The following is an 18,427-nucleotide window of genomic DNA, read 5'->3' on the forward strand; positions in this document are numbered from 1 at the left end:
GGGAGATCCCTTGGCCTATGTAGAGCAATACCAGGAAGCGTATGGCGCCGGCGAATATGCCGCCGCCAGCACTTGCGCGGCCGTGCTCAGCGTTGCCGAAGAGCAACAACATCTGGTGGCGTACTCCCCTTTGGTGAAACGCATCGTGCGCCAGCTCAATTCGCAGGTGTCGGGCGCCATCGACCGCGACGACATGGAACAGATCGGCCTGATGGGTTTGCTGGAAGCGCTGCGCCGCTACGGCGTTCCGGACCAGTCCTTCGGCAGCTATGCCAGCCTGCGCATCCGCGGCGCCATCCTCGATGAACTGCGGCGCCAGGACTGGCGCCCGCGCGCCGTGCGCCAGGAAAGCCACCGCCTGCGCGACAGCGTGCGCGCCCTGACCCGGCGCCTGGGGCGCGAACCGCTGGAAGCGGAAATCATGGCGGCCCTGAAGCTGACGCCAGAAGCCTTCCAGGAATACCAGCTGGCGGAAAACGCCGAGCTGATCGCCAGTTTCGACGAAGTGCTGCAGGAAAGCCTGGGGCAAGCCGACAGCGCACCGAGCCCGGAAGAACAATTGATGCTGCGGCGCAGCCTGGAACAGGCGCTGCGCACGCTGGACGAACGCGAACAGCGCGTGGTGCAAATGTATTACGAATTCGAACTGAGCTATAAAGAAATCGCCGCCGTGCTGGATCTGAGCGACGCCCGCGTCTGCCAGCTCAACAAGACGGCACTGGGCAAGATGAAAGCCATGCTGCAAGACGCCTAAGTTGCAGCAATGTTTCAGCAACACCCATCAAATTGACGCAGCACAATGACGCAGAAAGGCAGTAAACATGGTAATTATCGGTATCTTAATCGTGTTGGGATGTGTATTCGGAGGCTTTGCCCTGATGGGCGGTACCGTCCAAGCGATCTGGCATCCGGTCGAGCTGGTCATCATTGTCGGCGCCGCCGCTGGCGCCCTGGTGCTGGGCAATCCCAAGCATGTACTCGGGGAACTGCTGCATCAGGTGCGCAAGGTCGTCACGCACAAGAAGCAAGGTTCGGAATTCCAGCGCCAGTTGCTGCTGCTGATGTATGAACTGCTGCAAACGGCCGCCGGCGGCCTGAAGGCACTCGACGCGCACGTCGAAGCACCACGCGAAAGCGCCCTGTTCCAGCGCTATCCGCTGGTGCTGGAAGAGCCGAAGCTGCTGGCCTTCATCGTCGACAACTTCCGTTTGATGGCCATGGGCAAGATCAACGCGCATGAACTCGAAGGCGTGCTGGAACAGGAACTCGAAGCGATCCACGACGAATTGCTGCAACCGTCCAAATCCTTGCACAAGATCGCCGAAGCCATGCCCGGCTTCGGTATTCTGGCAGCCGTGCTCGGCATCGTGATGGCCATGAACTCGGTGGCCGACGGCGCGGATGCGGCCGAGATCTCGTCGAAAGTGGGCGCCGCCATGGTCGGCACCTTTATCGGCATTTTCTTTTGCTACGGCGTGCTCGATCCGCTATGCAACATGATGAAACAACTGGTCAGCGAAGAAGGCTCGACCATGGAGTGCGTGAAAGTCGTGCTGGTAACCCATGTGGCGGGCAAGCCGCCGCTGCTGGCGATCGACTCGGGCCGGCGCCTGGTGCAGCTCAATATCAAACCGAGCTTTGCCCAGCTGGAAAGCTGGATCAATGCGCTGGAAGATGGCGGCGCCGAACAAGAGCAAGGCCAAGGCCGGGGAGGCCGCCGTGCTAAAGCCGCATGAGAAACATGAACAGGCCATCATCAAGCGCGCCGGACGCAAGCATGATGACGATGGTCACGGCGGCGCCTGGAAAGTGGCGTTCGCCGATTTTTGCCTGGCCCTGCTGTCGCTGTTCCTCGTGCTGTGGCTGATTGCGGCGCGCGAACAGCAAGCGATGAAAGAAATCATGATGGATGCGTCGGCAGGCAGCCGCCAGGGCGAAGGCCAGGGCGTCATGCCGGAACAGAAAGGCGGACCGCGCGGCAGCCTGATCGAGCGTTTTCCCATGCCCCGCAAGGGCATGGGCGACACGCGCACGGAAGGCAAGCAAACGCAGGATGGCAAGGCCGGCACGGCGCCACAGAACCAGACCAAGGTCAGCTACCAGTCGCCGGAAGACTTGCTGTCGCTGTCGCGCGCGCTCGACAAGCTCAGCGACGAAGCGGGACTGAAGAGCAATCTGCAATCCGTGATCACGCCGTACGGTTTGCGCGTGATGCTGCACGATACGGACAAGCAAGGCATGTTCGTGCGCGGCAGCGCCGTGCCGACCGACCGTTTCCGCAAGCTGCTGCGCCAGATGGGCCCCGTGTTTGCGCAAATGGAGAACCAGATGCTGATCGTCGGTCACACGGATTCCTTGCAATACGTCAATACCGGCTATGAAGGCTTTTCGAACTGGACCCTGTCGGCCAACCGTGCCATGTCGGCGCGCGCGCAATTGCTGATTGGCAGCATGAGTCCGGACAGCGTGTTGCAAGTGGTGGGCATGGCCGACCGCGCGCCGCTGGACGTGAAAAACGCCAGCGCCGGCATCAACCGCCGCATCGAGCTGTTAATATTGACGCGTGGTCAGGCCGACAGCATCGCCGCCATGTTTGGCATCGCCGGACAAAAGGCGCAAGGCGACGAGCTGCAAGTGGGTGAACCGGATACGGGCACCTTGCAGCGCCTGCGCGAAAAACTGGGCCTGCCCGCAAAGAAGGAGCGCGATGAGCATGCAAATTAAGGGCAAGGGACAACGTATGAAAATCTCCTCCGGCAATACCGGCGCTGCCGTGCGCAGCAGCGCCGTCGCGCCGACCGAGGCGATCGCCGAGAACGCGGGCACCGCCGGCGCCATGGGTGGCTCGTCGGCCGGGGCGCAATTGCAATCGGCCGTGCTGCAACCGGCCATGGCCGCCCTGCGCGGCATGCCCGAGATCGACCACGAGCGCGTAGCCATGCTACGCGATGCGCTGGCCAAGGGCGAATTGCCATTCGATCCGGCAAAACTGGCAGGCCTGATCCAGCGCTTCCACGGCGGTGAATCGTGACCGCGCCGCGCAAGGGCATCACGCGTCAGGAAGCCGTGCGCCGCGTGCTGCAAGGCATGGCGGACGACCGCGCCGGCTATGCCGACCTGCAAACCTTATTGGAAGAGCAATTCCAGGCCACCTTGCACCACCAGAGCGCGCAGCTGACGGCGCTGGCCGACCAGGTCGTCGCCGCCGTCGAGCCCCTCGATGCGCGCCGCCGCCAACGCGTCAGCCTCGTCACTGCCCTGCTGGGCCCGCAAGGCAATATGCCGCAATTGTTTGCGTTGTTGCAAGAAGAGGCGCGCGCCAACGCCGAACGCGACTGGGCTGCGCTGGAGCAGATAGTGCTTGAATGCAAGCGACTGAATGCCCGCAACAGTGATTTATTAACAGAGCAGTACAGCATCATGCAGCGCGTGCTGCATGGCGAGGAAGATACGTATGCGCCAGGCTGATTTCCTGACCACCCGCGCCACAGCGGCAACGCCGTCGACGGCGGCCACATCGGCCGTGCAAAGCAATATGCGCGCCACCGACGCCGCCAGTTCGGGCGGCAACTTCAGCAGCGTGTTCCGGCAAGTACAGGGCGAAGTGGCCCGCTTCATCGAACAGGGCGGCGGCAACGCCAGCAGCCTGAGCCCGCAAGGCCGCGCCTACCTGGAACAGAGCCAGCCCGTGAATGTGCTGGGCAGCATCCACCAGGGCGGCGAGATCGGCGAAGTGCAGCAACAATTTCTTGCCTCAATCAAGCCATGGACGCAAGAAACGGGCGCGCGCCTGGGTGTGGCGCCGGAAATCGTCGCCGCCCACGCGGCGCTGGAATCGGGCTGGGGCCAGCGTCCACTGCGCCAGGGCACGGGCGCCGACACGAATAATCTGTTCGGCATCAAAGCCGGCGGCAAATGGCAGGGCGACGTGGCCAGCAATGTCACCACCGAATACGAGGCGGGCAGCGGCACGGCCCTGAAGAAAACGGAACGTTTCCGCAGCTACCCGGACCAGGCCAGCGCCTTCCGCGACTATGCGCAAGTATTGCTCGATAATCCGCGCTACCGCGCCGCGCTGAACACGGGCGCCGACGCGGGCGCGTTCGCGCAAGGCCTGGCGCGCGGCGGCTATGCCACCGACCCGAACTACGCCGCCAAACTGACGCAGCTGGCGACGCGTTTGCAGCGCACGGCCGCCGCAGACTGACTTTCCTTAACGTCCGGCCATATCGGCCGGTTCCACCACACCCGCATCGACCACTCTGGCACGTATCACCGTGCCGCTGGTGGCGTTGCGCACGCGTATCACCTGGCCCAGCGCCCCCGGATCCATCGCTTCACCGGCCATGCTCACTTCCACCTGCTCCTTGCGCGCCACGATATTCACAGCACTGCCCCGCTTGATCAACACGGGCGACGCCAGTTGCCCCTGACGCAACACTTCCCCCACACGCAAGCTGCGCCGGCTCGACAGGCCGACGGCGCCGGGCAAGGAAGCAATACTGTCGGGCACCATCGTCACGTCGCGCCGCGCCAGGGTCACGTCGCCCGCCTGCAGTGGCGTATTCGCCGTGACGGGCGCGCTGGTGACGGCCACCTGGGCCGTGATGCTGCCGCGCGCCAGCATTTCATAACGCCAACCGTTGCTTCCAGGACACACTGCGACAAAGCGCATGCGCTGCGCCGAGCGGCTGTCCGCCGCTTCCAGCGCGATGGGCGCCGCGCACGCCGGCACGGGGCGCGTGCTTTTCACGAGGGTGACTTGAAACTGCGGTTCCAGTAATCCTGCCGAGGCAGCCTGCTGCGCCAATTGCTCGCGCGCCAACTGTTCCACACGCGAAAATATATTGTCGGCTGGCAATTCTGCCCGTCCTGCACTACTATATAGGCTGGTCAGTAAAAATAGGCTTGGCAGCAGTATGTGACGACGCTGCGCCTTGTTTCGGATCACGCTAATACTGTCGAGATGAATCATTGCTAACCTTAATCAAAGAGACTGAAGCGGCATGACCTTACCATGCGTCAACATGACCAGGCTGGGATTTTACCTCTGCACTACCTATTTTCTGGCCCGAACCGCAAAAAGCACGAACGAATTCAACACAAAGGATGACCATGGGGATTAATTTCAAGGATGCGCTGGGCGTGCACGCCGATGCACTCGCGCTGCGTGCCGACCGTACACGCGTACTGGCCGCCAACATCGCCAATGAAAACACGCCCGGCTTCCAGGCCATGGACATGGATTTCGGCAGCGCCCTGCAGCAGCTGCAGGACAACGAGGCCGGTCTGCTGTCGACCGACGACGATGCCAGCGCCCTGTACCGCGTCCCCTATCACCCTAGCCGCGACGGCAACACCGTCGAAATCGGCGTCGAGCAGGCGGCGTTCTCGCAGAACGCCACCGACTTCCAGACCAGCCTGACTTTCGTCAACATGAAACTGAAGGGTCTGTCCAAGGCCATTTCCGGACAATAAGGATCAGCATGAGCTTCCAGGATATTTCCAAGATCGCCGGTTCGGCGATGGCGGCGCAAACCGTGCGCCTCAATACCATCGCCAGCAATCTGGCCAATGCCGATTCCGTTGCCGGTTCAGAAGGCGAAACCTACCGCGCGCGCAAGCCCGTGTTTGCAGCCGTGATGGATGGCCCCGGTGCCAGCGGCGCCGGTGGAAGAGTGCAGGTGCTCGACGTGGTGCAAAGCGATGAACCGCTGCGCAAGGTGTATGAACCGGGCCACCCGATGGCCAATGCCGATGGCATGGTGTTCTACCCCAACGTCAATCAAGTGGCCGAAATGACCGACATGATGTCGGCGTCGCGCGCCTTTGAAACGAATGTCGAAGTTCTGGGCCGCATCAAGTCGATGCAGCAATCGCTCCTCAAATTAGGTGAAGCATAATCCATGGAAACCACTCTCTTTACAAATAACACCAGCGGCAGCAACAGCGGCAGCAATGCCGTCAAGTCGCAAAGCAATGCCACCCAGGATATGTTCACCAAATTGCTGGTCGCCCAGATCAAGAACCAGGATCCGCTCGCGCCGACCGATCCGAGCCAGTTCGTCAATCAATTGACGCAGCAGGCACAGACGGAAGCGCTGCAAAACCTGTCGGCGCTGACCAGCGCCAATGCCAGCGTACTGCAATCGATGCAAGTGCTGGCCCTGGGTGGGCAAGTGGGCTCTGAAGTGATGGTCAACAGCGAAACTGTCAAGCTCGACAAGAGCAAGGTGAACGGCAGCATTGCGCTGGCCGCCAACAGCAGCAAGACCACCGTGAGCCTGAAAGGCCTTGACGACAAGGAATACAAGATCGAGCTGGGCACCAAGGCGGCCGGCACCGTGCCCTTCACCATCGATCCCGTGGCCTTGGGCTTGCCTGCTGGCACGTATCGCATGACGGTCACTACCAGCAACGCGGAAAAGCCTTCGGTCGATATTGCAGGCAAGCTCAACAGCGTCCGCCTGTCGTCTAGCGGCAGCATGATACTGAACGTGTCGAACCTGGGCGAAGTCAATCCTGCGGCGATCACCGGCTTTAACGGCAAGACGGCCTGATCCGCCCTTCCCTTCGTTTCCTGAACACTAATCTCCTCCTTCACTAAAGGAAGTCCACATGAGTTTCGACATCGCCCTGTCCGGTATCCAGTCCATCAACCAACAGTTGAACAGCACCAGTAACAATATCGCCAACGCCGGTACCTATGGTTTCAAGAGCAGCCGCGCCAACTTTTCGGCCATGTACGCCGGTTCGCGCGCCACGGGCACAGAAATCGGCTCGCTGACGCAAAGCATGTCGCTCAATGGCGGCGTGCTGAACACGGGCCGCGCGCTCGACGCGGCCATCGATGGCCGCGGCTATTTCGTCACGCGCGATGCGCAAAACACCATGACCTACAGCCGCGTCGGCATCTTTTCGGCCAGCAATGAAGGCAAGCTGATCGATGCGAATGGCCGCCTGGTACAGGGCTATGCCGCCGTCAAAGGCAGCACCACCCTGGGCACCATGGGCGACATGCTGATTCCGACGGGCCAGATTCCCGCAGAGGCTTCCACCAAGCTGGCGTATGCCGCCAACATGTCGTCCGAATGGACCATTAAGACCGTGCCCTTCAGCAAGACCAACGAGCTGAGCTACAACAGCGGCAAGTCCTCGATCGTTTACGATTCGCTGGGTGCCAAACACTCGCTGGGCCAGTACTTCGTCAAGACGGCAACGGGCGTGGACGTGCATTACACCTTTGACAACGCCGATGTGACGCCGATAACGAAGATGACCTTCGACACGTCCGGCAAGCTGGTGACGGGCACGGGCGCTACGCCAGTGCTGCCGACGCCGCCTGGCGCGGCGCCGATGTCGGTCGTCATCGACTACACGGGCACCACCCAGTTCGCCGGCGAATCCACCACCTCGACCGACCGTGCCGACGGCTATGCCTCGGGTACCTACACGGGCGTGGAACTGGCCAACGACGGCTCCGTCGTGGCGAAGTACACGAACGGCCAAAAGCAGAGCATCGGCGTGATCGCCCTGGCCACCTTCCCCGACGAAGGCGCATTGACGGCCGTCAACGATACCAGCTGGGTTGCCTCGACGACTTCCGGCACCGCCATGTATGACCGTCCGGGCGTCGGCATGGCCGGCAAACTGGTGACGAGCTCGCTGGAACAGTCGAACGTCGACATCACCTCCGAACTGGTGGGCCTGATGACGTCGCAGCGTAACTACCAGGCGAACTCGAAGGTCATCTCGACCGAGAACGCCATGCTGCAATCGCTGATGCAAGCGCTGTAATCCACGATACGCAAAGGTAAAGAGCAATGGATGCGCTGATTTATACCGCCATGAGCGGAGCCGACCGTGCCCTGCGGGCACAGCAGGTACACGCCAACAATCTGGCCAACATCGAAACGGGCGGCTTCCGCGCCAACCTGGAAGTGTCCACTGCCCAGCCGTTGCAAAACGGCTATGGCTACGACGACCGCCACATGACGCAAACGCAGTCGAGCGCCATTGGCACGCGCACGGGCACCATCAAGGAAACGGGACGCGAACTCGACGTGGCCGTCACGGGGCCCGGCTTTCTCGCGGTACAGTGGCAAAACGGCGAAGCCTACACGCGCGCCGGCGCCATGGACCTCGATGAAACGGGCGCGCTGACCATCAATGGCCGGCCGGTGCTGGGCGAAGGCGGTCCGATCACGATTCCCGAGCACACCAGCCTGTCGATCGGCGGCGATGGCACGATTTCCATCCAGGTACCGGGCACCGCGCAAATGCAGACGGTCGACAAGCTCAAGCTGGTCAACGCCGAAGCGGGCGAGCTGACCAAGAACGAGGCGGGCCTGATCGTGGCGCGCGGCGGCGAAGACTTGCAAGCCGATCCGACGGTCCGCATCCGCGACCGCCACCTGGAAGGCAGCAACGTCTCGGCCGTCGAGGAAATGGTTGCCACCATGAGCCTGAACCGCAGTTTCGAGATGCAGATGAAAATTTTCAAGGCCAGCGATTCCATGACGGAATCTGGCAACCGCCTGCTGGGCGCCTGAGTCCACCGCGATTAAATATTCAAGGAGCAATACATGAATCCAGCAATGTGGATCAGCAAGACCGGCGTGCAGGCACAAGATGCCAAACTGCAAGCCATCGCGAATAACCTGGCCAACGTCAATACCGTTGGCTTCAAGCGCGACCGCGTCGTCTTCGAAGATCTGTTTTACCAGGTCGAGCAGCAGCCGGGCACGCAACGCGCCGACAACACCCTCTCGCCATCGGGCGTGCAGCTGGGTAACGGTACGCACATGGTGGGCACGCAAAAGGTGTTTACCACCGGCAGCCTGCAAACGACCAGCCGCGAATTCGACGTCGCCATCACCGGCAACGGTTTCCTGCAAGTGTTGCGCCCGAACGGCGAAGCGGCCTACACGCGCGCCGGCCAGCTGGGCATCAACGAAAATGGCGTGATGGTCAACGCTCAGGGCTTGCCCCTGGTGCCGCAGATCACCGTGCCGAACAACGCCACGGCGATCACCATCGGCGAAAACGGCATGGTCACGGCCACCGTGCCGGGCAATGTCGCCGGTACCGAACTGGGTCAGTTGAACCTCTCCAGCTTCGTCAACCCGACCGGCCTCTTGGCACTCGGTGAAAACCTGTTCCAGGAAACGGCATCGAGCGGCACGCCGACGGAAGGCCGTCCCGGCGAAGGCGCATTGGGTAAATTGAAGCAGTTCGCGCTGGAAGGCTCGAACGTGCAGGTGGTCGAAGAAATGGTCGACATGATCGCTGCCCAGCGCACCTATGAAATGAACACCAAGGTGCTGTCGGCCGCCGACAATATGCTGCAATACCTGGCGCAAGCGGCACGTTGATGAAGGCCGTACTGAAAGCCGGAGCGGCCCTGCTGCTGGTCCTGGCGGCCGGTTGCGCCAGCCAGCCGGTGGCCCCTCTGGCGCCCAGCTTTTCCGATACGCCGCTGCCCGTGGCGCCGCGCAGCGCCGCGCGCGGCGGCGTGGCCGGCGGCGTCTTCAATCCCGATGCGGGCCTGGCCCTGACGTCCGACAGCCGCGCCTTCCGCGTCGGCGACGTCGTCACGGTGGCTCTGCAGGAAACCACGCAGGCCAGCAAGAAGGCGGGCACCTCGTTCAACAAGGGCTCGTCCGTCGGCGTGAAAGCGGCCAACATCCTCGGCAAGACTTTCCCGAAGACGGGCATCGACCTGTCTGCCGACCGCGACTTCGCCGGCGACTCGACCAGCACGCAGCAAAACGCGCTGTCCGGCGCCATCACGGTGATCGTGCAGGAAGTGCTGCCAAACGGCTTGCTGCGCGTACAGGGCGAAAAAACCCTGACCCTGAACCAGGGCGAAGAATTCGTGCGCCTGCGCGGCTACCTGCGCGCGGCCGATATCGATTCCAATAACCAGGTGTCATCGTTGCGCATCGCCAATGCGCAGATCGCCTATTCCGGCCAGGGCACCCTGGCCGAAGCCAACAAACCAGGCTGGCTGACGCGCTTCTTCGTCGGCCCATGGATGCCGTTTTAAGGTGAGCTCATGAAATTTCGTTCCGCCCTGCCCCTGGCAGCCATGCTCGCTGCGCTGTCCGGCTTTGCCTTGCCTGCCAGCGCCGCGCAAGTGCTGCGCAACCTGGTCAGCATCGAGGGCGTGCGCGACAACCCGCTGGTCGGCTACGGCCTCGTCGTGGGCCTGAACGGCAGCGGCGACACCACGCAGGTGAAGTTTTCCAGCCAGTCCGTGGTCAACATGCTCAAGCAGTTCGGCGTCAAGATGCCGGACGGCGCCGAATCGAAAAGCAAGAACGTCGCCACCGTCATGGTCAGCGCCGTATTTCCTCCGGGATACCGCCGTGGCCAGGCCATCGACGTGACCGTATCGTCGCTGGGCGATGCGAAAAGCTTGCGCGGCGGCACCTTGCTGCTGACGCAACTGCGCGCGGCCGACAATGAAACGTATGCGCTGGCGCAAGGCAACGTCGTCGTCGGCGGCTTGAACGCCACCGGCAAGAGCGGCTCGTCCGTGACCGTCAACACGCCCACCTCGGGCCGCATTCCCAACGGCGGCAACATCGAGCGCGAAATCCTCAGCGATTTCTCGACCAAGCCGACCGTCACCCTGAATTTGCGCCACCCGCATTTCGAGACGGCCATCAATATCGTCGAAGCCGTCAACCGCCGCTTTGGCGCCGTCGCCACCACCAGCGACGCCACCAGCGTGGAAGTGCTGGCGCCGGAAAACCCGACCCAGCGCGTGGCCTTCATGGCAAAACTGGAAGCACTGTCCGTCGATGTGGGCGTCGATACGCCGAAGGTGGTCTTCAATTCACGCACCGGCACCGTGGTCATCGCCGAAGGCTTGCGCGTGAAGGCCGCCGCCGTCACGCACGGCTCGCTCAAGGTAGTCATTTCCGAAAGTTCCAACGTCAGCCAGCCGGCGCCATTCGGCCGCGGCCAGACCACCGTCACGCCGCAATCAAAAGTATCCGTCGATCAGGGCAACGGCAATATGTTCAAATGGCCGGCCGGCGCCAAACTGCAATCGATCATCGACGTGGTCAACAGCCTGGGTGCTTCGCCCGATGACATCATGGCAATTTTGCAAGCCCTGGATCAAGCCGGGGCCATCGAAGGCGAACTGGTGGTAATTTGATGCTGAATATCAACGACAGCAGCAGCGCCCTGCCCTCGGCGCTCGACGACAAGACTCCCGCAGCGGCCACGCCGGCCGATCCACGCTATGCGGCCAAAGCCACCGAGGCGGCCGTCAAGTTCGAAGCCTTCTTCATCTCGCACATGCTGCGCCAGATGCGTTCGGGCACGCGCGAGATGGCGGGCGAGGACAGCGTCTTCAAGGACCCCATCAACAGCGACATGCTGGAAATGGCCGACAATCTGGTGGCCGACAAAATGGCCGGCCAGCGCGCCTTCGGCATCGCCGACGCCATCCTGCGCCAGCTGCTGCCGGCGGCCAGCGCTCCCGTTGCAGCCCAAAGCACTGTCAAGACCGACAATATTGCGGCGCCGCTTAATAAATCCATCTGAAGCGTCGCCTGTACAAGGTAACAACGATTCAATGCCTGCCCACCCGCACGCGCCACACTCTTCACGAAAGAAACTTGCCCAATGAGCATCATCAGCAATGCATTGTCAGGCAGCATCGCCGCCCAGGCCGCACTCAATGCGGCCAGCCAGAACATCGCCAACCTGCAAACGGCGGGCTATACGCGTCAGGGCGTGCTTTTGTCTTCGCTTGGCGCCGGCGTGGGCGCGCGCTCGGCCGGCAATGGCGTGGAAGTGTCTGCCCTGCTGCGCTTTGCCGATGCCTATAAAAGCCAGCAAATGTGGCGCGCCGCGTCCGACCAGGGCGCCCGTTCACAGAACCAGCCTTACCTGACGCAACTGGAACGCATCATGGGAGATGACAAGTCGAGCATCAGCAGCGGCATCGACGGCTTCTTCAAGGCGCTCAACGCGGCCGCCGTCGACCCGACGTCGACGCCGCTGCGCCAGCAGATCGTCACCTCCGCCGACGCCATGGCGCAGCGCTTCAACAGCATCAGCACCGTCATGAGCAACCAGTTGCTGTCGGTGCAGCAGCAGCGCGCAGCCATCGTGCCACAAGCCAATACCACCCTGTCCAATATCGCCGCGCTGAACCAGCGCATCAGCACCGCCACCGCTTCCGGCACGAATGTGTCGTCGCTGATGGATGCGCGCGACCAGCTGATCGATGGCCTGGCATCGCAAATGGGCATCGAAGTGCTCGACCAGCCGGACGGCTCGCGCAATGTCTCGCTGAAGTCAGGCCAGCCGCTGGTCATCGGCAACATTGCCGCTACCCTCAGCAGCAGCATGACGAAGACGGGTGAACAAACCTTGAGCCTCGATTTCGCCAAGTCGACGTATACGCTCGATATGGTGACCATCGGCGGCCAAATGGGCGGCCTGGGCGAATTCGAGCAAAATACCCTGAAACCGCTGCAGCAGTCGCTGCAAGACATAGCCACGCAACTAAGCAGCATGGTCAATGCGCAGCTGGCCCTGGGCAAGACCATGGCTGGCACGGCCGGCGGCCCCCTGCTGGCCTACGCGAATGGCAAGCTGAGCATTACCGCCGGCTTCAACGCCAAGGACCTGGCCCTGTCGCTGACGGGCGAGGCCGGCGACAGTGGCAACTTGCAGAAATTGATCGATATCAAGAAACAACCGATCACCGTCAGCTGGGTGGGCTCGGTCCTGGTGAGCGACGCCGACACGCAACTGGTCGGCAAGCTGGGCATCTACAGCCAGCAAAACCAGGCCTTGCTGAAAACGGCCAACACGGTGCGCGCGCAAGCCATCGATGACTGGAAATCCACCAGCGGCGTGAACAAGGACGAGGAAGCGATGAGCCTGGTGGAATTCCAGAATATGTATCAGGCAAACATGAAGGTCATTTCCGTGGCGAATACCTTGTTTGATGCCACTTTGCAAATGATGGGTTAAGGAGAAGATCATGCGTGTCGCCAGCAGCCAGTACCAATCGCTGATTAATATTTCTCTTCAGCAAAACCAGGAACGCATCAATTATGTGACCCAGCAGATGTCATCGGGCTTGCGCATCCAGTTGCCATCGGACGATCCGATCGGCAACGTGCGCATATCACGCCTGACGCGCGAGCAAGCCATGGTCGAGCAGTACCAGGACAATATCGCCACGGTGAAAGTGCGCCTGCTAAAAAACGAGAACTACCTGTCGAGCATGGTCACCGACATGGGCCAGGCGCGCGACCTGCTGGTATGGGCCGCCGACGGCAGCAATACGCCCGGTGACCTCAATGCGATGACGCAATCGCTGGCCGCCATGCGCGACAGCGTGCTGTACACGGCCAACCTGCAAGACCAGGAAGGCCGCTACATGTTTTCCGGCACCGCCACCGATCAGCCGCCCATCAAGTACGACCCGGCGGCGGCCCCCGGTTCGCGGTACAGCTATGTCGGCAATACCGATTCGCAGACCGTGGTGGTGGGCAATGGCGTGACGCAGGCGGCCAACGTTGACGTGAAGCAACTCGAAGTGTGGCTCAACAAGATCGACCAGGTCGTCACCACCCTCGGCACAAAAGGCGTCAACCCCAACGACCCTGCAGTGCGCGCCATCGTCAACGACGGCTTGAGTGGCACCGATGATGGCATGAATTTACTTTCCGGCAAGATTGCCATCTTCGGCGGCGCGCAAAACATCCTCACCACGCTCTCCGGCAACCTGGCCAACGTCTCGCTGTCGAACGATTCAGCCCTGCTGGATCTGAAAAAGACCGATATGGGCGCTGCCGCGATCGATCTGACGGGCTATCAGGTAGCCCTGCAGGCGACGTACAAGGCGTACGCCAAAGTGGGCACCATATCCCTGTTTGATCTTCTCTGACCATCATGCACATCGTTCAGACTTCCTCCTCTTCCGGCGTCAATGCCAAAGGCGCCGGCGCAGCCCGCGTCGTCGATGACGCGTCCGCCGCCATCAACGGCAGCGCCAGCGCGCACAGCGAGGCGCCGGCAGCGAAGAGGTCGACGGCGAGCCTGCAGCGCGGCCTGAGCAACTGGGATCACCAGTTGCAGGGAGAAATTTCTAACGCGCAACAAACGCTCGATTACCTGGAACGCAGCAGCAGCCAGTTGCAAGCGCTGAAAAGCGAACTGGCGGCCAAGTTGGCCGCGCGCCAGGGCCGCGAAGGGCAAGTCGAAGCAAGAGTACGCCAATTCAGCAATACCTGGCGCCAGCGCGCCAGCGCCTCGGGCGGCACACTCGACGCACAGCTGGGCTATACCAGCCCGCAGACGGCACAGCAGAACTTCAGCATCCGCGGCCTGACCATGGCCAGCCTGCAGGAAGGCCCGCAGGAAGTGCTGGCGTTTTCTGTCGGCGGCGCCAGCCAGGCCTTGCGCTCGGTGAATATCCAACCTGGCCTGAGCGAGAGCGAAATCGTCTCCCGCTTCGACCGCGCACTGATGCCGTCAGGCATAGGCGTCAAGCTGGGCGAAAATGGCGAACTGGTGTTCAGCACGTCGGAAGCGGCCTGGGCCAACGTGCGCGACAGTCTGTCCGTGCGCGGCAGCGGCATCCGCTATCCGACCGGCCAGATGAGCCGCGTGCGCACGGATGCGGAACCGGCCGCCATCGCCCCGGAAGAATGGCATACCGACGACGTGGAAGCCTTGCGCGCCACCTTGCAGCAAGTTGTGCAGGCGCTGGCGCGGTTGCAGGCGGCGCGCAGTTCCGTCAGCCTGGCCCTGGCGCAAGCCACGGGCCGGGTTGCCCGCGCGCAACCAGTGCAGCAAGTCAACGTTAGCATGGATACGCTGGCGGAAAACTTCACGCAAAAAGCCAGCCAGCCCGGCTATGAATCGCTGCTGGCGATCAGCTCGGCGCTAGTCGGCATCAGCCGCGAGCGCGTCGTCGCGCTGCTGGGCCTGGAGTAAGCGTCCTCCTGCGGGTGCTGCCTTGGCGCGCGCAGCAATAGCGGGGCACGCCCCCCTAGCTCAGGACGGTGAAAATCCGTAAGATGTCGCTGTTGCTTGCTTTTTGCACCATACGCCAGCGCATCCCGTCATCCACTTCCGGAGTAACCTTGATAAAAACCGCCGCCCGGCTGCTCAGTTACGCCCTGCTGGGCAAATCCGACAAGCAGCCTCTCGATATCGCCAAGGTGCGCAAGGTATTGATTTTGCGCAACGACAAGATCGGCGACATGATCGTTACCTCGGCACTGCTGCGCGAACTGAAAAAAAACTATCCGCATTGGCAGATCGACGTGGCGGCCAGCAGCGCCAACCGCGCAGTGATTGCCGATAACCCGCATGTGAACGACATCCTCATCTGGGACAAGCAGCCGCTGCTGCGCGACTTGCGCACCACCATCACCGCGCTGCGCCGGCGGCGCTATGACGTCATCTTCAACCCCTACAACCGCTTTTCGATTCCCTTGCTGCTACGCATAAAATGGCTGGGCGCGCGCTATTTGACGGGCTTTGCCATTCCCAAATACGGCACCTCGACATCCAATCTGGGCATGTTCGACCATACGGTGTCCTGCGACCGCAGCCGCCACATTCTGCACAGTTTTTTCGCCACCTTTGAGGCCTTTGCCCTGCGCGACATCGACCTACGCTATGAACTGTTCGGCGTGGATGCGCACGCGGCACAGGTCGATGCCGCCTGCGACACCCTGCTGCGTAGCTATGAAGGCTTGTTCTGCCTCAATTTCCAGGGCAGCAATGCGCAACGCACGGTCAGCGTGGCTGACGCCCAGCGCTGCTGCGCCGCCCTGGCGGCACGCTATCCACGCCATGCGCTGCTGGTGATCGCCGCGCCAGGCACCGAGGCGCGCGCCGCCGAAATCGTGGACGGCACCGGTCATGCCAACGTGATGGCCGCACCACCCACCGGCCACATCCTCGAACTGGCGGCCCTGATCCGCCGCTGCGAACTGGTACTGTCGCCCGACACCTCGGTGATCCACATCGCCTCGGCGTATGACAAGAAAATCGTCGGCTACTACATCCGCACCGATAACTACCGCTGGTTTTATCCGGCCAGCCGCCACTACCGTGTCATCCTGGCGCCTGGCTTGACCCTGGCCAAGGTCAGCGACGCCGACACCCTGGCCGCCGTGGAACAGCTGATGGAGGGCGACGGGAAGGCGCAGGAGACCGTTCAGGCAGCCGCCTGAGCCGCCAGCAGGCGGTTCATTTGCCCTGCCGGCAGCGCGCGGGAAAAGAAATAACCCTGCGCATAATCGCAGCCGGCAGCGCGCAGCAGATCGCGCTGCGACGCCGTTTCCACCCCTTCGGCCACGACTTTCAGTCTCAGCCGCTGCGCCAGTGCAATGATCGCCTCGCACAGGCCCAACCCGGCATCGTCGCGCTCCAGCTCGGCGACCAGGGAGCGGTCGATCTTGAGAAAGTCGATATCGGCCGTCTTGATGCACGCGAGCGACACTTGCCCGCTGCCGAAATTGTCCAGCGCCAGCGCCAGGCCCATGGCGCGAAACTGGCGCAGCCGGTCTGCCACCTGGCACGCCTTGTCGAGCAGCACGGCTTCTGTTGTTTCGATAACGATGGCGCCCGACACCAGGCCCTGGCGCGCCAGGTGCCCGCCCCAATCCTGGTACAGCGCACCGTCGCAGCGAAATTCCACGGCCGACTTGTTGATACTGATCTGGAACGCGGCGCCATGCTCGTCTTGCCACTGCCGCGCCTGGCGCACGACCTGGTGAAATACCCACTCGCCGATATCGATGATCAGGCCGTTTGCCTCGGCAAAGGCGATGAAGTCGGCGGGCACGAGCAAGCCGCGCAGCGGATGGCGCCAGCGCAGCAGCGCCTCGGCCCGCTCGATGACGCCATCACACAGGCGGATGATGGGCTGGTAATGCACTTCGAACTGCTCCTGCGCCAGCGCCAGGCGCATCTCGCGCACCGTATTGCGGCGCATTTCGGCCGCCTGCTGCAAGGCCGGCGTGAAATAACTGTAGCCGTTGCGCCCCGCACTCTTGGCCGCATACATGGCCTGGTCGGCATGCCGCAGCAAGGTGTCCGTTGCCTCGGCGTCGGCCGGATACAGCGCTACGCCCACGCTGGCCGACACTTGCGCCGTCTCGCCGTCGAGTATAAAAGGCAGGGCCAGCGCCGTCGTCAGCTCCTGCAGCACGCGTTCGATGCCGCCCAGCTGCCCCACGCCGGCCAGGATGACGGTGAACTCGTCGCCGCCCAGGCGCGCTACCGTATCGGTGGCGCGCACGCGCTCGCTGATGCGCAGCGCCGCCTGGCGCAGCAGCATGTCGCCCTTCTCGTGGCCGAGGCGGTCATTCACTTGCTTGAAATGATCGAGGTCGATGAACAGCAGGGCCAGGCAAGCGCCTTCGCGGCTGGCGTGGCGCGCCTCGTGCTGCAGCCGGTCGAGGAACATGTGGCGGTTCGGCAAGCCCGTCAGCTCATCGAAGTTGGCTTGCCGCCAGATGCGCTCGGACGCGGCGCGCTGCGCCGTGATGTCGCTAACCAGCGCCAGCGCGCCCAGGTAGGTGCCGCCGGAATCGAAGATGGGATTGGTGGCCAGGGTGGCCCACAGGGTGCTGCCATCACACCGCAGAAACTTGAATTCGTGGCGTTCGGCAATGCCAACCTGGCGCCGCGTAATGTTGCGCTCCAGGATGGCGCGCCCCTCGTCATCCATGAAGGCGGCCAGCGGCTGGCCCAGCATATCCTCGATCTGACAACCGAGCATGTACGCCATCTTCGGATTGACAAAGCTGGTCAGCGCCTGCGCATCGATTTCCCAGATGCCCTCCTCGGCGCTGTGCACGATGCGCCGGAAGCGCTCTTCGCTGCGTTCGAGCGCGGCCAGCTTGCCCTCGGCCTGCTCCAGCACCAGGCGCAGCGCCTGGCCGTTCGGGTCGGCGCTGCCCAGCAGGCTGACGGGCAAGCCCGCCTCGCGCGCTCCAGGGCGCAGCCGTATCTGCAGCTGGATGCGCTCGGGCTCGCTACTATTGAGCACGCGCTGCACGAACTGCTCGAAATCGTGGCGGAACGCCTCGTGCACATAGGAGCGGAACAGTATGTGGCCGGGCCGTTCCCGCACCAAACCGAACAATTCGGCCGCCACCAGGTTGACTTGCAGGATCACGCCATCGAGACCCAGCACGAAATAGGCGACGGGCGCCAGCAGGTATAAATCGTTGAAATAGGCTTGCTCACGCTCGGCCTTCACCCGTTCCGGGCTGAAGACGCCATCGTCAAGCAGGGGCGCGGCATGCAGCGGCACGCCGTCGTGGCAGCGAGGAGAGAAATCCGGAACAGGTAGCGCTTGCGGTGGCGTATCCATGGCTGTCCTTTGCACTGCCGCCCTGGCGACAAGGTGGGTGCAATTGCG

The 18,427-nt window shown here is 62.5% G+C and carries 21 protein-coding genes; 19 read left to right on the forward strand and 2 right to left on the reverse strand.

The genetic code is table 11. From position 1 onward, the window contains the following. The first annotated feature begins 10 nt into the window (after positions 1 to 10). From ACQ4WS_RS01490 to ACQ4WS_RS01515, 6 genes are all read left to right on the forward strand, one after another. The gene (locus tag ACQ4WS_RS01490; protein ID WP_436473003.1) at positions 11 to 754 is read left to right on the forward strand and encodes a FliA/WhiG family RNA polymerase sigma factor; all 744 of its coding nucleotides are present in this window, start codon (positions 11 to 13) and stop codon (positions 752 to 754) included. Positions 755 to 821: 67 nt separating this feature from the next. Next, positions 822 to 1,736 (forward strand): flagellar motor stator protein MotA, encoded by a 915-nt coding sequence (motA, locus tag ACQ4WS_RS01495; protein ID WP_196855472.1) that lies wholly within the window; start codon positions 822 to 824, stop codon positions 1,734 to 1,736. Next, entirely contained in the window at positions 1,663 to 2,724 is a 1,062-nt protein-coding gene (locus ACQ4WS_RS01500) for a flagellar motor protein MotB (protein WP_436473005.1), read from the forward strand. Before motA ends, ACQ4WS_RS01500 begins: the two co-directional genes overlap by 74 nt. A gap of 16 nt (positions 2,725 to 2,740) precedes the next feature. After that, positions 2,741 to 3,031 carry a flagellar biosynthesis anti-sigma factor FlgM gene (gene flgM, locus ACQ4WS_RS01505; RefSeq protein WP_436473007.1) on the forward strand — a complete coding sequence of 97 codons (291 nt, stop codon included), beginning with the start codon at positions 2,741 to 2,743 and terminating at the stop codon, positions 3,029 to 3,031. After that, positions 3,028 to 3,468 carry a flagellar export chaperone FlgN gene (flgN, locus tag ACQ4WS_RS01510; protein ID WP_436473008.1) on the forward strand — a complete coding sequence of 147 codons (441 nt, stop codon included), beginning with the start codon at positions 3,028 to 3,030 and terminating at the stop codon, positions 3,466 to 3,468. Before flgM ends, flgN begins: the two co-directional genes overlap by 4 nt. Next, on the forward strand, positions 3,455 to 4,207 hold the full coding sequence (locus tag ACQ4WS_RS01515) for a glycoside hydrolase family 73 protein (protein WP_436473010.1): 753 nt from the start codon (positions 3,455 to 3,457) through the stop codon (positions 4,205 to 4,207). Before flgN ends, ACQ4WS_RS01515 begins: the two co-directional genes overlap by 14 nt. A 6-nt stretch (positions 4,208 to 4,213) precedes the next feature. Here ACQ4WS_RS01515 and flgA read toward each other — a convergent pair whose 3' ends face one another. Then, a complete protein-coding gene (flgA, locus tag ACQ4WS_RS01520) occupies positions 4,214 to 4,861 on the reverse strand; it encodes a flagellar basal body P-ring formation chaperone FlgA (protein ID WP_436473012.1) in 648 nt (215 codons plus the stop codon). Between the two features lie 254 nt (positions 4,862 to 5,115). Here flgA and flgB point away from each other — a divergent pair, with 254 nt between their 5' ends. The 13 genes from flgB (at position 5,116) to ACQ4WS_RS01585 (ending at position 16,229) form a co-directional block, all read left to right on the forward strand. After that, positions 5,116 to 5,478 carry a flagellar basal body rod protein FlgB gene (flgB, locus tag ACQ4WS_RS01525; RefSeq protein ID WP_034758109.1) on the forward strand — a complete coding sequence of 121 codons (363 nt, stop codon included), beginning with the start codon at positions 5,116 to 5,118 and terminating at the stop codon, positions 5,476 to 5,478. Between the two features lie 8 nt (positions 5,479 to 5,486). Then, on the forward strand, positions 5,487 to 5,903 hold the full coding sequence (gene flgC, locus ACQ4WS_RS01530; protein WP_034757795.1) for a flagellar basal body rod protein FlgC: 417 nt from the start codon (positions 5,487 to 5,489) through the stop codon (positions 5,901 to 5,903). Between the two features lie 3 nt (positions 5,904 to 5,906). Continuing rightward, positions 5,907 to 6,560: a flagellar hook capping FlgD N-terminal domain-containing protein gene (locus ACQ4WS_RS01535; protein ID WP_436473015.1), complete on the forward strand. Its 654-nt coding sequence runs from the start codon at positions 5,907 to 5,909 to the stop codon at positions 6,558 to 6,560. Positions 6,561 to 6,618: 58 nt separating this feature from the next. Further along, a complete protein-coding gene (locus ACQ4WS_RS01540) occupies positions 6,619 to 7,797 on the forward strand; it encodes a flagellar hook protein FlgE (protein ID WP_436473017.1) in 1,179 nt (392 codons plus the stop codon). 26 nt (positions 7,798 to 7,823) lie between these two features. After that, complete coding sequence (locus tag ACQ4WS_RS01545; RefSeq protein WP_436473019.1) at positions 7,824 to 8,552, forward strand: flagellar basal body rod protein FlgF; 729 nt, start codon at positions 7,824 to 7,826, stop codon at positions 8,550 to 8,552. 33 nt (positions 8,553 to 8,585) lie between these two features. After that, on the forward strand, positions 8,586 to 9,374 hold the full coding sequence (gene flgG / locus ACQ4WS_RS01550) for a flagellar basal-body rod protein FlgG (RefSeq protein ID WP_167468652.1): 789 nt from the start codon (positions 8,586 to 8,588) through the stop codon (positions 9,372 to 9,374). Further along, a complete protein-coding gene (gene flgH / locus ACQ4WS_RS01555; RefSeq protein WP_436473021.1) occupies positions 9,374 to 10,048 on the forward strand; it encodes a flagellar basal body L-ring protein FlgH in 675 nt (224 codons plus the stop codon). Before flgG ends, flgH begins: the two co-directional genes overlap by 1 nt. A 9-nt stretch (positions 10,049 to 10,057) precedes the next feature. Beyond that, the gene (locus tag ACQ4WS_RS01560; RefSeq protein ID WP_436473023.1) at positions 10,058 to 11,170 is read left to right on the forward strand and encodes a flagellar basal body P-ring protein FlgI; all 1,113 of its coding nucleotides are present in this window, start codon (positions 10,058 to 10,060) and stop codon (positions 11,168 to 11,170) included. After that, positions 11,170 to 11,562 carry a rod-binding protein gene (locus ACQ4WS_RS01565; protein ID WP_436473025.1) on the forward strand — a complete coding sequence of 131 codons (393 nt, stop codon included), beginning with the start codon at positions 11,170 to 11,172 and terminating at the stop codon, positions 11,560 to 11,562. The genes ACQ4WS_RS01560 and ACQ4WS_RS01565 overlap by 1 nt, the downstream gene beginning before the upstream one ends. 81 nt (positions 11,563 to 11,643) lie before the next feature. Then, on the forward strand, positions 11,644 to 13,005 hold the full coding sequence (gene flgK / locus ACQ4WS_RS01570; RefSeq protein ID WP_436473027.1) for a flagellar hook-associated protein FlgK: 1,362 nt from the start codon (positions 11,644 to 11,646) through the stop codon (positions 13,003 to 13,005). A 10-nt stretch (positions 13,006 to 13,015) separates the two neighbouring features. Continuing rightward, the gene (gene flgL, locus ACQ4WS_RS01575) at positions 13,016 to 13,927 is read left to right on the forward strand and encodes a flagellar hook-associated protein FlgL (RefSeq protein WP_436473029.1); all 912 of its coding nucleotides are present in this window, start codon (positions 13,016 to 13,018) and stop codon (positions 13,925 to 13,927) included. A 5-nt stretch (positions 13,928 to 13,932) separates the two neighbouring features. Continuing rightward, positions 13,933 to 14,979, forward strand: coding sequence for a hypothetical protein (locus ACQ4WS_RS01580; RefSeq protein ID WP_436473031.1), 1,047 nt, complete (start codon positions 13,933 to 13,935; stop codon positions 14,977 to 14,979). A gap of 149 nt (positions 14,980 to 15,128) precedes the next feature. Then, the gene (locus ACQ4WS_RS01585) at positions 15,129 to 16,229 is read left to right on the forward strand and encodes a glycosyltransferase family 9 protein (protein WP_436473032.1); all 1,101 of its coding nucleotides are present in this window, start codon (positions 15,129 to 15,131) and stop codon (positions 16,227 to 16,229) included. On the opposite strand, the gene ACQ4WS_RS01590 is transcribed toward ACQ4WS_RS01585, so the two are convergent. Then, entirely contained in the window at positions 16,214 to 18,379 is a 2,166-nt protein-coding gene (locus ACQ4WS_RS01590; RefSeq protein WP_436473034.1) for a putative bifunctional diguanylate cyclase/phosphodiesterase, read from the reverse strand. The two genes, ACQ4WS_RS01585 and ACQ4WS_RS01590, sit on opposite strands and share 16 nt — an antisense overlap. Positions 18,380 to 18,427 lie beyond the last annotated feature (48 nt).

Source organism: Janthinobacterium leeuwenhoeki, from assembly GCF_051380795.1.
Classification (GTDB): Bacteria; Pseudomonadota; Gammaproteobacteria; order Burkholderiales; family Burkholderiaceae_D; genus Janthinobacterium.

Bases quoted from the DNA above. Each gene is read 5' to 3' on its own strand.
- motA (WP_196855472.1), top strand. From the start codon at position 822: ATGGTAATTATCGGTATCTTAATCGTGTTGGGATGTGTATTCGGAGGC.
- ACQ4WS_RS01500 (WP_436473005.1), top strand. From the start codon at position 1,663: ATGCGCTGGAAGATGGCGGCGCCGAACAAGAGCAAGGCCAAGGCCGGG.
- flgM (WP_436473007.1), top strand. From the start codon at position 2,741: ATGAAAATCTCCTCCGGCAATACCGGCGCTGCCGTGCGCAGCAGCGCC.
- ACQ4WS_RS01515 (WP_436473010.1), top strand. From the start codon at position 3,455: ATGCGCCAGGCTGATTTCCTGACCACCCGCGCCACAGCGGCAACGCCG.
- flgB (WP_034758109.1), top strand. From the start codon at position 5,116: ATGGGGATTAATTTCAAGGATGCGCTGGGCGTGCACGCCGATGCACTC.
- flgC (WP_034757795.1), top strand. From the start codon at position 5,487: ATGAGCTTCCAGGATATTTCCAAGATCGCCGGTTCGGCGATGGCGGCG.
- ACQ4WS_RS01535 (WP_436473015.1), top strand. From the start codon at position 5,907: ATGGAAACCACTCTCTTTACAAATAACACCAGCGGCAGCAACAGCGGC.
- ACQ4WS_RS01540 (WP_436473017.1), top strand. From the start codon at position 6,619: ATGAGTTTCGACATCGCCCTGTCCGGTATCCAGTCCATCAACCAACAG.
- ACQ4WS_RS01545 (WP_436473019.1), top strand. From the start codon at position 7,824: ATGGATGCGCTGATTTATACCGCCATGAGCGGAGCCGACCGTGCCCTG.
- flgG (WP_167468652.1), top strand. From the start codon at position 8,586: ATGAATCCAGCAATGTGGATCAGCAAGACCGGCGTGCAGGCACAAGAT.
- flgH (WP_436473021.1), top strand. From the start codon at position 9,374: ATGAAGGCCGTACTGAAAGCCGGAGCGGCCCTGCTGCTGGTCCTGGCG.
- ACQ4WS_RS01560 (WP_436473023.1), top strand. From the start codon at position 10,058: ATGAAATTTCGTTCCGCCCTGCCCCTGGCAGCCATGCTCGCTGCGCTG.
- ACQ4WS_RS01565 (WP_436473025.1), top strand. From the start codon at position 11,170: ATGCTGAATATCAACGACAGCAGCAGCGCCCTGCCCTCGGCGCTCGAC.
- flgK (WP_436473027.1), top strand. From the start codon at position 11,644: ATGAGCATCATCAGCAATGCATTGTCAGGCAGCATCGCCGCCCAGGCC.
- flgL (WP_436473029.1), top strand. From the start codon at position 13,016: ATGCGTGTCGCCAGCAGCCAGTACCAATCGCTGATTAATATTTCTCTT.
- ACQ4WS_RS01580 (WP_436473031.1), top strand. From the start codon at position 13,933: ATGCACATCGTTCAGACTTCCTCCTCTTCCGGCGTCAATGCCAAAGGC.
- ACQ4WS_RS01590 (WP_436473034.1), bottom strand. From the start codon at position 18,379: ATGGATACGCCACCGCAAGCGCTACCTGTTCCGGATTTCTCTCCTCGC.